The sequence below is a fragment of the Streptomyces sp. NPDC005303 genome (genome assembly GCF_040607335.1).
Lineage (GTDB): Bacteria > Actinomycetota > Actinomycetes > Streptomycetales > Streptomycetaceae > Streptomyces.
In genome coordinates, this window is record NZ_JBEXGM010000019.1 from 130966 (window position 1) to 143842 (window position 12877).

Sequence of the window (12877 nt, forward strand, 5' to 3'; positions counted from 1 at the left end):
CCAATTCCCCCATTGCCGATCGAACTGTCGGCAAGGATCAAACGTCGCGAAACAGTACGCACGCTGTCAAGGGTGTCTGCCGTAACGGAACAACGCGGAACGCATACATATGGTTCCCGCGGGCGGTCACGGCAACAGCCGCCGTTCCTTGGCGACGGCCACCGCTCCCGCCCGCGTCTCGACGCCCAACTTGCCGTAGATCCGCCCCAGATGGGTCTTGACCGTCGCCTCGCTGATGAACAGGGCCCGGGCGATCTCCCGGTTGCCGAGGCCACGGGCGAGTTGCGCGAGGATCTCGTGCTCGCGGGTGGACAGGGCGGGGCGGGGGCTGCGCAGCCGGGTCAGCAGCCGGTCGGCCACCGGGGCGGACAGCGCGCCGCGGCCCGAGGCCGCGTCACGGATGGCCGAGAACAACTCCTCGGGCTGTTCCGCCTTGAGGAGATAACCGGCGGCGCCCGCCTCGATCGCGCGCGTGATGTCGGCGTCGGTGTCGAACATGGTGAGCACCAGCACCCGCGGGCCCCGCTCGCCCGCGGCCGTCAACTGCCGGGTGGCGGTCACCCCGTCCATGCCACCGTCGAGTTGCAGATCCATCAGTACGACCTCGGGGTGCAGGTGGGCGGCCATGGCGAGCGCCTCCTCCCCGGTCGCGGCCTCCCCGACCACGTCGATGCCGTCCGCGCTGGCCAGCAGGGCGCGCAGCCCGGCGCGTACGACGGCGTGGTCGTCGCAGATCAGGAGCCGGACGGGGGAGGAGGGCGGTGGCGTACTCACTGGGCGGGCTCCTTGACGGCGAGCGGGACGGCGGCCGACACCACGGTGCCCTCTCCCGGTGTGGACTCCACGGTGAGCGTGCCGCCGGCCTGGCGGGCCCGGATCCGCATGGCGGGCAGCCCGTGCCCCCGCGTCGACGACTCGGGCGCCCGGGTCCCGGCCTGTTCGAAGCCCCGCCCGTTGTCGGCGACGTCCAGTGAGACCTGGTCGTCCAGCCAGGTCAGGGTGAGCGCGGCCCGGGTCGCCGCCGCGTGCTCGCGTACGTTGGCCAGCGCGCCCTGGGCGATCCGCAGCAGCGCCGCCGCGACCCGCTCCGGCAGCGGTCCCTGTTCCCCGTCGAGCCGGAACTCCACGGTCAGTCCCGGTCCGCTCTCCCTCCGGGCGAGTTCACCGAGGGCCTCGGCGAGGGAGCGCTCCGCGAGGTCGGCCGGGGCCAGGTCGTGCACGAAACGGCGCGCCTCGGCAAGGCCGCGCGAGGTGATCTCCGCCGCCGCCCGGACGTGCCCCCGGGCCGCGTTCTGGTCCGTCCTCCACACCCGCTCGGCGGCCTGGAGCAGCATCCGCTGGCTGGACAGCTCCTGCGCGAGGGTGTCGTGGATCTCCGCGGCCAGCCGCTGCCGCTCGGCCAGGACACCGGCCCGCCGCTCGGTGGCGGCGAGTTCGTGCCGGGTCCGCACCAGATCCGCGATCAGCACGCGCTGCCGGGCGCCCTGCCGTTGCAGATGTACGAGTACGGCGGTGGCGACCGCGGCGACGGCCGGTGGGGCCACGACCATGTTCGGGTTGAGCGGCCCGTCGGCCACCCGTATCTCGGAGAGCACGACCAGCGCTGTCAGCACGGCCGCCGCCGGTACCGCGATCCTCGGCGGCAGCGCGTGCAACCCGGCGAACAGCAGGGGCATCACACACCACGTGGCGCTCGGCGCGAGCACGAGCAGGACGACCCAGACGGCGGTGACCGAGCCCAGCCACACCAGATGGCGCCGGGTGGGCGGAAGTCCCGGGCGGGGCGGTGGGGCCAGCAGATGCCCGAGGACGTACAGCAGACAGAAGAAGGCGAACAGCGCCACCACCGAGCCGGTGCGCGCCCCGCCCTGGTCGCGGCTCAGGAAGCGGGCGAACGACGAGCCGAGCAGCAGGAAGAACGCGCCGTGCACGATCGCGCCCAACCAGCGCTCGTCCGGATCGGTGTGGTTCATGCTCCGTGTCTAACGTGCCGGACACGGGACCGCATCAACCGATCGGCTGACATGGCGGTCGCCCGAACCTCCCCGGGGCTCGCGCCGGTTGACCGAGCCGGACCCACGGCCGCCGCACCGAGGCTGGGCAGCAGAGCGAAGACCTCCGAAAGGCCTCCCGATGCCCGCCAGGAACCTCACCGCCAACCGTGCCGCCCTCGGCCACCGTGTCGGCTACGCCCTGCGCCACCCGGACCGCGTGCCCCGCCATGCGGTCCGCGCCGCCCGCGACCTGTGGCTGCGCCGTCGTCACCCGGACCACGTCTCCTACTACCGCGCCGTGATGCGCTCCGACACCCGCACCGACCCGGACGCGGCCGTCGGCAGCCGCAGCCGGGAGCGCTGGCTGGCGCTGGGGGCGATGCAGTTCGACTACCTGCTCGGCCACGGTCTGCGCCCCGAGCACCGCATGCTGGAGATCGGCTGCGGCAACCTGCGCGGCGGCTGGCGCTTCATCCGCCACCTGGAGCCGGGCAACTACCACGGGATCGACATCTCGCCCGACATCCTCCTCGCCGCACAGGACACGATCGTCGAGATGTCCCTCCAGAAGCGGCTGCCGAACCTGACCCCGGTCCGCGACCTGACACTGCGCTTCCTGCCGGACGCCCACTTCGACGTCGTCCACGCGCACAGCGTCTTCTCGCACTCGCCGCTGCCGGTGATCGAGGAGTGCCTGGCCCATGTCGGCCGGGTGCTCGCCCCGGGCGGCTGGTTCGACTTCACCTTCGACCGCACCGAGGGCGAGGAACACCATGTGCTGCGGGAGGACTTCTACTACCGGGTGGAGACGCTCGTGGCCCTGGCCGAGAAGCACGGGCTGCGCGCCCGTTTCATGGACGACTGGGAGGAACTCCCGCACGGCCAGTCCAAGATCCGGGTGACGCACGGCGAGGCGAGCCGGTGACCCCGGCGGAAATTGCGTGTCGCCGGGTCCACTGAGGGCACAGACTCGTCCCATGGCTGACATGGGGGAGTTCCGGGACGCGGTCACGGCGTGGGCGGCCGGAGGTCCCGGCGACCAGGCACGCGAACTGGCCGCACGGGTGTCCGTCCGGACCGTCGTCCTGCTCGAAGGGCCGAGCGACGTGGCGGCGGTCGACGCGCTGGCCGAGAGCCGGGGCCGGGACCTGGCCGCCGAGGGACTCTGCGTCCTGGCGATGGGCGGGGCGATGAGCGTCGGCCGCTTCGCCGGCCTCCTCGGCCCGTCCGGCCTGGGCCTGCGTCTGACGGGACTGTGCGACGAGCGGGAGCAGCCCTTCTACGCCCGGGGCTGGGAGCGGGCCGGTGCGGCACCGGACGGGTACTTCGTCTGCGCGGCGGACCTGGAGGACGAGCTCATCCGCGCGCTGGGGGTGCCACGGGTGCAGGAGCTCGTGCGCGAGGAGGGCGAGCTGCGGCAGCTCCAGACCTTCCTGTCCCAGCCCGCACAGCGGGGCCGCACCGCTCAGCAGCAGTTGCGGCGCTTCCTCGGCACGAAGAAGGGGCGCAAGATCCACTACGGCCGTGTCCTCGTCGAGGCCCTCGCCCCGGACCGGGTGCCCGCCCCGCTCGACGACCTGTTCGCCGCACTCTCCTGAGTCAGGCAGGTGGGCGAACGGTGTGCGTGGCGTGTTCACCGATATCACCGCCCGGGGTCTTGTTAGGACAATCGCCGGGCATCTAGGGTCGCCCTCGGGAGAGCAAGCGCTTTCCCCGCACGTCAGCGTCCCCTTGCCGGACGTCCCAGGAGGACCGTATGCCCCGTCCAGCCCGCCGCCGCGTAGCCGTGGTCGGCACCGGCGCCATCGTCAGCGGCAGCCATCTGTCCGCGCTCAGGGCCCACGCCGAGCGCACAGAACTGGTCGCCGCCGTCGACGTGGACCAGGGCAGACTCGACGCCTTCCGCGAGCTCGCGGGCGGCGAGGTCGCCGGGTACACCTCGATGGCCGCGATGCTGGACGCCGTACGTCCCGACCTGGTCCTCATCGGCACCCCGCCGTCGCTGCACCGGGAGCAGACGGTGGCCGCGCTCAAGGCGGGCGCCTGGGTGCTGTGCGAGAAGCCGCTGACGCTGTCGCTCGCCGAGTACGACGAGATCGCGGCGGCCGAGGAGGCGTCCGGCGCCTACGCCTCCGTGGTCTTCCAGCACCGCTACGGCTCCGGCGCCGTCCACGCGCGCGAGCTCATCGCCGGCGGCGAGCTGGGCGCCCCCCGGGTCGCGCACTGCCAGACCACCTGGCACCGGGACGCCGCCTACTACGCCGTACCGTGGCGCGGGACCTGGGCCAGTGAGGGCGGCGGCCCCACCATGGGCCACGGCATCCACCAGTACGACCTCCTCCTGCACCTGCTCGGCCCCTGGGCGGAGATCCGCGCCATGGCCGCCCGGCTGGTCCACGACACCGAGAGCGAGGACGTCTCCACCGCCCTCGTCCGGTTCGAGAGCGGCGCCCTCGCCACCGTCGTCAACAGCGTGCTGTCCCCCGACGAGGTGAGCCGCATCCGCATCGACTGCGCCGACGCGACCGTCGAGCTCACCCACCTCTACGGCCACCGCAACGAGGACTGGACCTACACGCCCGCCCCCCATGTGGCCGCTGACCGGGCCGACGCCTGGCGCACCCCCGCCGCGGACGTGCCCAGCTCGCACACGGCCCAGCTCGCCACGCTCCTCGATGCGTACGACAACGGTGTCAGGCCGCCCGGAAGCGGCGCCGACGCGCGTGCCACCCTCGAGTTCGCCGCCGCGCTCTACAAGTCCGCGTTCACCGGGCAGCCCGTGCACGCGGGCGAGATCGCACCGGGCGACCCCTTCTACCCGGCCATGCACGGCGACCACCCCCACTGGGCCCCCAAGGAGCGCGCATGAGCATCCGCGTCAGCCACGTCCACGGCGAGCACATCGCCGTCGAGGCGGCGAACGGCACGGAGATCCTCCGCTACGTCTACCGCCCCGACCCCGAGGCCTTCGAGGCCCAGAAGCCCTACGCCCACCCGGTGCGCACCCTCGGCGGCCGCACGGTGACCGGCTACCGTCCCAACGACCACCGCTGGCACAAGGGCCTGCAGATGACGGCGAGTCATCTGTCGGGGCAGAACTTCTGGGGCGGCAACTGCTATGTCCACGGCCAGGGTTACCTGCCCCTGCCGGAACGCGTCGGCTCCATGCGGCACGACGGCTTCACCGCGTTCGCCGTCTCCGAGGCCCGGCTGGACGTCACCGAGGCGCTGACCTGGGTGGAGAACGGCGGCGAGGAGTGGGCCCGGGAAGAGCGGGGCCTGGCCGTCCACTCGGTCGACGAGACCGCAGGGTCCTGGGCGCTCGACTGGTCGATCCGGCTCACCAATCTGCGCGCCGAGCCCCTGGCCTTCGGTTCCCCCACCACCGCGGGCCGTGAGATGGCCGGTTACACCGGGCTCCAGTGGCGCGGTCCCCGTGACTTCACCGGCGGGGCCGTCTTCGCCCCGGACATCGACGGCGACGCGGACAAGCTGATGGGCAGCCAGAGCCCCTGGCTCGCCTTCACCACCGAACACGACGACGTGGACGCCCATTCCACGCTCGTCTTCGCGCACGCCCCCGAGAACCTCGACGCGGGGACCGCGATCCACGAGTCGCACTGGTTCGTGCGCTCCGAGCCCTTCCCGACGGTCGCGTTCTCCTGGGCGTTCTTCGAGGAGTTCGAGCTGCCGCCGGGGGAGTCCTTCGAGTACCGCTACCGGCTGGTCGTCGCCGACGGCGCCTGGGATTCCGAACGGGTGGGTGAGCACCTGAAGGGGCTGCCGTGGTGAGCGGCGGCCAGGGCCAGGGCGAACCGCACCCGACGGACCCGGCCTGGCCCGTGCCATGGGAACAGCAGCCCGGTGCCGTCGGCGGGTCCGCGCTGCCGCGGCCGCTGCCCGGCGTTGGCAGGGGGCCCGCGCTGCCGGGCGCTGTCGGGAGGCCCGCGTTGCCGCACCCGCTGCCCGGGGCCGTCGGGCTCTCCCACCTGAGCGCCTACGACTGGGAGGCCGCCGACGGCGTCTGCGGCGGCAGCCCGCATCTGCACCTGGTGTGCACCGAGGCGTACGTCGTCACCGGCGGCCGGGGCGCCGTGCAGACACTGAGCCCCGACGGCTACCGCGAGATCCCCCTGGAGCCCGGCTCGATCGCCTGGTTCACCCCGGGCACCGTGCACCGTATGGTTCAGGGCGGTGACCTGCGCATCACCGTGCTGATGCAGAACAGCGGCCTTCCCGAGGCCGGGGACGCCGTCTTCACCTTCCCGCCGGAGGTGCTCGCCGACCCCGAGCGGTACGCGTCTGCGGCACAGCTGCCGCCCGGCACCGGGCCGGAGACGGCCACCGCCGCCCGGCGCCGCAGGGACCTCGCCGTCGAGGGCTACCTCGTGCTGCGCGAGGCCCTGACCGACGGCGACACCGGCCCGTACCTGGAGTTCCAGCGGGCCGCCGCCCGGCTGGTGCGGGACAAGGTGCCCCACTGGCGCGAGCTGTGGCGGGCCGGGGCCCTGGCCACCGCCGAGCGCACCGGCGCCCAACTGGACGCGCTGGCGTCCGGCGAGCCGTCGTATCTGGGCGAGGCGACCGCGCACGAGGCCGCGCCGACCCGGCTCGGCGGCTTCGGGATGTGCGGCAGACGCGACGAGTACAACCTGCCGGGCACGACACTGCCGTACGGCGGCGAGTAACACCGGCCGTTCTGGGGGGAGTTCCGAGGGGGGCCGTAGAAAGTCCGAGGAAGGGATGAGGTGACCTCGGCATGCCCGGACACAGGACAAAGGGGTTCTGCGCTTCGGCCGTCGCACTCGCGCTCTGCGCGCTGGCGGCCGGCTGCGGGGGATCCGGCGAAACGGTCGGCGGCGGCAAGGCTGTGCTCCGCTACACGTGGTGGGGCAACCCCGACCGCGCGGAGCGCACCGAACAGGCCGTCGCGCTGTTCGAGAAACAGCACCCGAACATATCCGTACAGACATCGTTCTCGGGTTACGACGCCTACAAGCAGAAGCTCGCCGTCCAGGCCACGGGCGGCGACGCACCCGACGTGATGCAGCTCGACTACCGCCAGATCGACCAGTACGCCTCCGGCGGGGTCCTCCTCGACCTGGCGAAGCAGAAGGCCGTCCTGCGCACCTCCGAGATCGACTCCGGGCTGCTCGCCACCGGCCGCGTGGACGACACCCAGTACGCGATCCCGCAGGGCCGGGGCACCGAGACCGTCGTCTACGACGTCAAGGCCTGGAAGGACTCCGGAGTACCGCTCCCGCGCGCGGGCTGGACCTGGTCCCAATGGGCCGCGTCCGTCCGGGAGTTGGCCGACATGGCCGGGAAACCCGGCGCCACCGACCCCGGCCAGAGCGAGGACGCCTTCGAGGTCTGGCTGCGCGGCCGGGGCAAGGCCCTCTACAGCAGGAGCGGCCGACCGGGCTTCACCGCCGCCGACCTCACCGAGTGGTGGACCTTCACCGACGAGCTGCGGCGCGAAGGGGCGGTCTCCCCGGCCGAACAGACCACCCAGCTCGACGGCTCCGTGGAGAACACCCCGCTCGGCCGCGGCAAGGCGGTCTCCGACACCAACTGGGACGCCCCGTCGAGCGGTTACCTCGCGATCGTTCCGACGGGGATCGCCCTGGCACCCATGCCGTCCGGCTCCGACGGCACACCCGGCCAGTACTTCAAGCCGTCGATGTTCCTCGGCGTCTCCGCCCACACCGGCCACGCTAAGGAAGCTGCCCAGCTTGTCGACTTCCTCCTCAACGACCAGGGGGCGGCGAAGATCCTCGGAGCCACCCGGGGCATCCCCGTCAACGAGACCGTCCGCAAGGAGACGGCACCCCTGCTAAAGGACTTCGACAAGACGGTCGCCGACTACCAGGCCTCCCTGGAAGGGAAGTTGAAGGATCCGCCGCAGGCCCCGCCCTCCGGCGACAACGCCCTGCAGACCACCTTCCAGCGAGACTACGACCAGGTGTCCTACGAGCGCATGACGCCCCGTGAGGCGGCCGAGAACTACGTCACCGAGGCGAGGGCGGAGCTGAGGTCATGACCACCACCGCGATCCCGACGGCACGAAAGAGCGCCGAGGCCACCACCCCGAAGCGCCGCCCCAAGCGTGAACGCGAGGGCGCCGCCTGGGTGTTCCTCTCCCCATGGGTACTCGGCGCGAGCGTCCTCACCCTGCTCCCGATGGCCGTGTCGCTGTACCTGTCCTTCACCGACTACAACCTCTTCGACCCGCCCCACTGGGTGGGCCTGCGCAACTACACCCAGATGTTCACCGAGGACCCGCGCTACTGGCGTTCGGTCCTCACCACGGTGACGTACGTCGTCATAGCCGTGCCCCTGCAGCTGGCGCTCGCCCTGGTCGTCGCGCTCGCCCTGCAGTCCCTGAAGCGCGGCAAGGCCTTCTACCGGTCCGCGTTCTACGCCCCCTCGCTGCTCGGCGCCTCCATGTCGATCGCGCTGGTCTGGCGGGCGGTCTTCAACGACGGCGGCACCGTGGACAACCTGCTCGGCACCGGCGGCTGGGTCAACAAGCCCGGCTGGGCGCTGCTCGCCGTGGCACTGCTGACGGTGTGGCAGTTCGGCGCGCCGATGGTCATCTTCCTGGCGGGTCTGCAGCAGATACCCGCCGAGCTGTACGAGGCGGCGGCCGTGGACGGGGCGGGCCGGTGGCGGCAGTTCCTGTCCGTCACCGTGCCCATGCTGTCCCCGGTGCTCTTCTTCAACCTGGTCCTCCAGACCATCCAGGCCTTCCAGGTCTTCACGCCCGCCTTCGCGGTGAGCGCCGGCAAGGGCGGCCCCGCCGACTCCACCCTCGTCTACACGATGTACCTCTACGACCGCGGCTTCGTCGCCTCCCACATGGGCTATGCCTCCGCCATGGCCTGGGTGCTGCTGCTGGTCATCGGCGTCGTCACGGCGGTGCTGTTCCGCACCTCGCGTTCCTGGGTCTTCTACGCGTCCGAGGGGGACCGATGACCTCCATGTCAACTGCCGCCGCCCGCAAGCCCGTTCGCCGGAGCCGCGTCGCGCTGCACCTGGGCTGTCTGGCCGCCCTGCTCGTGATGCTCTACCCGCTGGCCTGGCTGCTGGCCACCTCACTCAAGCCCGCGAACGAGGTCATCGCCAGCCTCGACCTGCTGCCCAGCCACTTGGAGTGGTCCAACTACCGGACCGCCTTCGAGGGCGTCAACGACGTCTCCATCTGGCGGCTGCTGTCCAACTCCCTGCTGATCGCGGGCGGCGCGGTCCTCGGCAACGTCATCAGTTGCTCGCTCGCCGCCTACGCCTTCGCAAGGCTGCGCTTCCGCTTCCGCGGGCCGCTGTTCGCCTTCATGATCGCCACGATCATGCTGCCGCACCACGCGATCCTGATCCCGCAGTACATCATCTTCAACAAGCTCGGCCTGGTGAACACCTACTGGCCGCTGATCCTGCCCAAGTTCCTCGCCACGGAGGCGTTCTTCGTCTTCCTCATCGTGCAGTTCATGCGCGGTCTGCCGCGTGAGCTGGAGGAGGCCGCCCGTATCGACGGCTGCGGACCCTTCCGCAGCTTCTTCCAGATCGTGCTGCCGCTGACCAGGCCCGCGCTGATCACCACGGCGATCTTCACCTTCATCTGGACCTGGAACGACTTCTTCACCCAGCTCATCTACCTCTTCGACCCGGACAAGTTCACGCTCACCCTCGCCCTGCGGTCCTTCGTGGACGCCTCCAGCCAGTCGGCGTTCGGCCCGATGTTCGCGATGTCGGTGATCGCGCTGCTGCCGATCGTGCTGTTCTTCCTCGCCTTCCAGCGGTTCCTGGTGGAGGGCATGGCCAGTTCGGGACTCAAGGGGTGAGCGGGATGCGTGCTCGTGAGGCGGGCGAGGTCTTCGGCCCCAGGATGACCCTGTTCGCCGACATGCTGAGCGTCGGACTGGCAACGGCGTCGGTCTGCCTGCCGGTTGTGACGATCCCGGCCGCGCTGTCGACCGCGTGCGCGGTGCTGCGGGGTGCGGGGGAGGGGAAACCCGCCACCGCGGGACGGTACTTCGCGGTCCTGCGGCGACGGCTGCGGGTCGGAGACCTCGCGGCGGGAGCGGTCGCCGCGGCCGGTGCGCTGCTGTTCCTGGCGGACCTCGCACTGGCCGGCGCCGGGCTGCCGGGGGCACCGCTGTTCGCCGTGCCGGCCGTCGGCATCGGCATGGCGGCCTTGGTGGTGGGCCTGCGGGCCTGCGCGCGCCCCGGGTCGCTCACCGACTGGCCGGCCGCCGTGCGCGAGGCCGCCCGGGACACCGTACGGGACGTCGGCGGGAGCGCCCTGGTGCTGCTGGCGGTGGCCACGGCGGCCCTGTGCGCCTGGATGCTGGTGCCGCTGGCCTTCCTGGTTCCGGGGCCGCTGGCGCTGGCGCTGACCGCCGTTGACGTCCGGCTCACGGTCGCCCGTGTGTGAGGACGTTCGGCCGAGGTTCGGGGAGTCACTCGCGGCGAACCGGGCGGTCAGGGTCTCCTGGGTCCGGAACCCCTGACCGCCGGGTCAGGCGGCTCGGAACGACCGCAGCCGCAGTGAGTTGCCGACCACGAACACCGACGAGAACGCCATCGCGGCTCCCGCGAGCATGGGGTTGAGCAGTCCGGCCGCCGCGAGCGGCAGCGCGGCCACGTTGTAGGCGAAGGCCCAGAAGAGGTTGGACCGGATCGTCCCGAGGGTGCGGCGGGCGAGCCGGATGGCGTCCGCCGCGGAGCGCAGGTCGCCCCGGACGAGGGTCAGGTCGCCCGCCTCGATCGCGGCGTCCGTGCCGGTACCCATCGCCAGGCCCAGGTCGGCCTGGGCCAGCGCGGCCGCGTCGTTGACGCCGTCGCCGACCATCGCGACCGAACGGCCCTGCGCCTGCAGCCGCTTGACGACGTCGACCTTGTCCTGCGGCAGTACTTCGGCGATCACCTGAGCGGGGTCGATGCCGACCTCGCGGGCCACGGACCCGGCCACGGCCCGGTTGTCGCCGGTCAGCAGGATCGGGGTGAGCCCGAGGGCGCGCAGGCGGGTGACGGCCTCACGGCTGCTGTCCTTGACGGCGTCGGCGACTTCGAGAAGGGCCCGTACCTCGCCGTCCCAGGCGACCGCGATGACGGTACGGCCGGCCGACTCCGCGGTGGCCTTCTTGAGCCGTAGCTCCTCGGGCAGCGCCATCGCCCAGTCGGCGAGCAGGCGCTCGCGTCCGACGACGACGGCATGGCCGTCGACGATGCCCTGCACTCCGAGTCCCGGAACGTTCGCGAAGTCCTCGGGCGTGGGCAGCGACCCCAGCTTCTCCAGCGCCCCGTCGGCCACCGCCCGTGCCACCGGATGCTCCGACGCGTGCTCCAAGGCTCCCGCCAGCCGCAGGACTTCGGCCTCGTCGGTGCCGCGGGCCGCGTGCACGGCCAGCAGCGTCATCCGCCCGGTGGTGACGGTGCCGGTCTTGTCCAGGACCACGGTGTCGACCCTGCGGGTGGACTCCAGGACCTCAGGTCCCTTGATGAGGATGCCGAGTTGAGCGCCCCGCCCGGTGCCGACCAGCAGCGCGGTCGGCGTGGCGAGGCCCAGGGCGCACGGGCAGGCGATGATCAGGACGGCGACCGCGGCGGTGAACGCGGCGGCCGTACCGCCGCCGTTGCCGAGCCAGAAGCCCAGGGTGCCCAGGGCCAGGGCGATCACGACCGGGACGAACACGCCGGAGATCCCGTCCGCCAGCCGCTGCGCCGCCGCCTTGCCGTTCTGCGCGTCCTCCACCAGCTTGGCCATCCGGGCCAGTTGGGTGTCGGCGCCGACCCGGCTCGCCTCGACGACCAGCCGTCCGCCCGCGTTGAGGGTGGCGCCGGTGACGGAATCACCTGGTGTGACCTCGACCGGCACGGATTCACCGGTGAGCATCGAGGCGTCCACGGCGGAGGAGCCTTCGACGACGGTCCCGTCGGTGGCGATTTTTTCGCCGGGACGGACGACGAAGAGGTCTCCCGCCTTCAACTCCGTGACAGGGACAGTCTGTTCACGACCGTCCGGGTGCAGCACCGTCACGTCCTTCGCGCCCAGCTCCAGCAGCGCCCTCAGGGCCGCACCCGCCTTGCGCTTGGAGCGGGCCTCGAAGTACCGCCCGGCCAGGATGAACGCGGTGACCCCGGCCGCGGCCTCCAGATACAGGTTGCCGGCGCCGTCACCGCGGGCGATCGTCAGCTCGAAGGGGTGCTTCATGCCCGGCGTTCCGGCGGTCCCCAGGAACAGCGCCCACAGTGACCAGCCGAAGGCGGCCGTCGTACCGACCGAGATCAGCGTGTCCATAGTGGCCGCGCCATGCCGGGCGTTGGTCAAGGCCGCCTTGTGGAAGGGCCATCCGGCGTACGTCACCACGGGCGCCGCCAGCGTCAGCGACAGCCACTGCCAGTACTCGAACTGCAGCGCCGGCACCATCGCCATCGCGACGACCGGCACCGCCAGCACCACGGCGGTCACCAACCGCGCGCGCAGGGAACGCAGTTCGTCGGACTCCGGTTCGTCGGGGGCGGCGGGCTCGGGAGGCGCCGGTTCCTGGGCCGTGTACCCGGTCTTCTCCACGGTCGCTATGAGCTCCTGGACCGAGACGCCGACGGGGTGGGTGACCCTCGCCTTCTCGGTGGCGTAGTTGACGGTGGCGGTGACGCCGTCCATCCGGTTGAGCTTCTTCTCGATACGCGCCGCGCAGGAGGCGCAGGTCATGCCGCCGATGGCGAGCTCGGTCTCGGCTGCTGCGGTGGTGGTCATCGGCGCTCCTCGCGATACCGGGTAGGGGTATTCTGTGACGCGTCTCCTGTATACCCCCGGTAGGTATAGAGGGCAAGCGGTGGACCGACTTGACTTGATACCCCCCAGGGGTATGGTGAAGTGC

Annotated in this window: 12 protein-coding genes; 9 read left to right on the forward strand and 3 right to left on the reverse strand. The window is 71.7% G+C overall.

The window, feature by feature from the left end:
- Positions 1 to 126 precede the first annotated feature (126 nt).
- The gene (locus ABZT93_RS25255; protein ID WP_356108426.1) at positions 127 to 774 is read right to left on the reverse strand and encodes a response regulator transcription factor; all 648 of its coding nucleotides are present in this window, start codon (positions 772 to 774) and stop codon (positions 127 to 129) included.
- Positions 771 to 1973 carry a sensor histidine kinase gene (locus ABZT93_RS25260; protein ID WP_356108429.1) on the reverse strand — a complete coding sequence of 401 codons (1203 nt, stop codon included), beginning with the start codon at positions 1971 to 1973 and terminating at the stop codon, positions 771 to 773. Before ABZT93_RS25260 ends, ABZT93_RS25255 begins: the two co-directional genes overlap by 4 nt.
- Positions 1974 to 2133: 160 nt before the next feature.
- Between ABZT93_RS25260 and ABZT93_RS25265 the strand changes: the two genes are divergently transcribed.
- From ABZT93_RS25265 to ABZT93_RS25305, 9 genes are all read left to right on the forward strand, one after another.
- Positions 2134 to 2919, forward strand: a complete 786-nt coding sequence (locus ABZT93_RS25265; RefSeq protein ID WP_356108433.1) for a class I SAM-dependent methyltransferase — start codon at positions 2134 to 2136, stop codon at positions 2917 to 2919.
- Positions 2920 to 2971: 52 nt separating this feature from the next.
- Positions 2972 to 3592 (forward strand): TOPRIM nucleotidyl transferase/hydrolase domain-containing protein, encoded by a 621-nt coding sequence (locus ABZT93_RS25270; RefSeq protein WP_356108436.1) that lies wholly within the window; start codon positions 2972 to 2974, stop codon positions 3590 to 3592.
- Between the two features lie 158 nt (positions 3593 to 3750).
- Positions 3751 to 4863 (forward strand): Gfo/Idh/MocA family oxidoreductase, encoded by a 1113-nt coding sequence (locus tag ABZT93_RS25275; RefSeq protein ID WP_356108439.1) that lies wholly within the window; start codon positions 3751 to 3753, stop codon positions 4861 to 4863.
- Positions 4860 to 5786, forward strand: coding sequence for a PmoA family protein (locus tag ABZT93_RS25280; protein ID WP_356108441.1), 927 nt, complete (start codon positions 4860 to 4862; stop codon positions 5784 to 5786). Before ABZT93_RS25275 ends, ABZT93_RS25280 begins: the two co-directional genes overlap by 4 nt.
- Before the next feature lie 131 nt (positions 5787 to 5917).
- Positions 5918 to 6682, forward strand: coding sequence for a cupin (locus ABZT93_RS25285; RefSeq protein ID WP_356108523.1), 765 nt, complete (start codon positions 5918 to 5920; stop codon positions 6680 to 6682).
- A gap of 71 nt (positions 6683 to 6753) precedes the next feature.
- The gene (locus ABZT93_RS25290; protein WP_356108444.1) at positions 6754 to 8037 is read left to right on the forward strand and encodes an ABC transporter substrate-binding protein; all 1284 of its coding nucleotides are present in this window, start codon (positions 6754 to 6756) and stop codon (positions 8035 to 8037) included.
- Positions 8034 to 8972 (forward strand): sugar ABC transporter permease, encoded by a 939-nt coding sequence (locus ABZT93_RS25295; protein ID WP_356108447.1) that lies wholly within the window; start codon positions 8034 to 8036, stop codon positions 8970 to 8972. Before ABZT93_RS25290 ends, ABZT93_RS25295 begins: the two co-directional genes overlap by 4 nt.
- Positions 8969 to 9835 carry a carbohydrate ABC transporter permease gene (locus ABZT93_RS25300; protein ID WP_356108450.1) on the forward strand — a complete coding sequence of 289 codons (867 nt, stop codon included), beginning with the start codon at positions 8969 to 8971 and terminating at the stop codon, positions 9833 to 9835. Before ABZT93_RS25295 ends, ABZT93_RS25300 begins: the two co-directional genes overlap by 4 nt.
- A 5-nt stretch (positions 9836 to 9840) precedes the next feature.
- Positions 9841 to 10428, forward strand: a complete 588-nt coding sequence (locus ABZT93_RS25305; RefSeq protein ID WP_356108455.1) for a hypothetical protein — start codon at positions 9841 to 9843, stop codon at positions 10426 to 10428.
- Positions 10429 to 10512: 84 nt separating this feature from the next.
- On the opposite strand, the gene ABZT93_RS25310 is transcribed toward ABZT93_RS25305, so the two are convergent.
- Entirely contained in the window at positions 10513 to 12753 is a 2241-nt protein-coding gene (locus ABZT93_RS25310; protein WP_356108458.1) for a heavy metal translocating P-type ATPase, read from the reverse strand.
- Positions 12754 to 12877 lie beyond the last annotated feature (124 nt).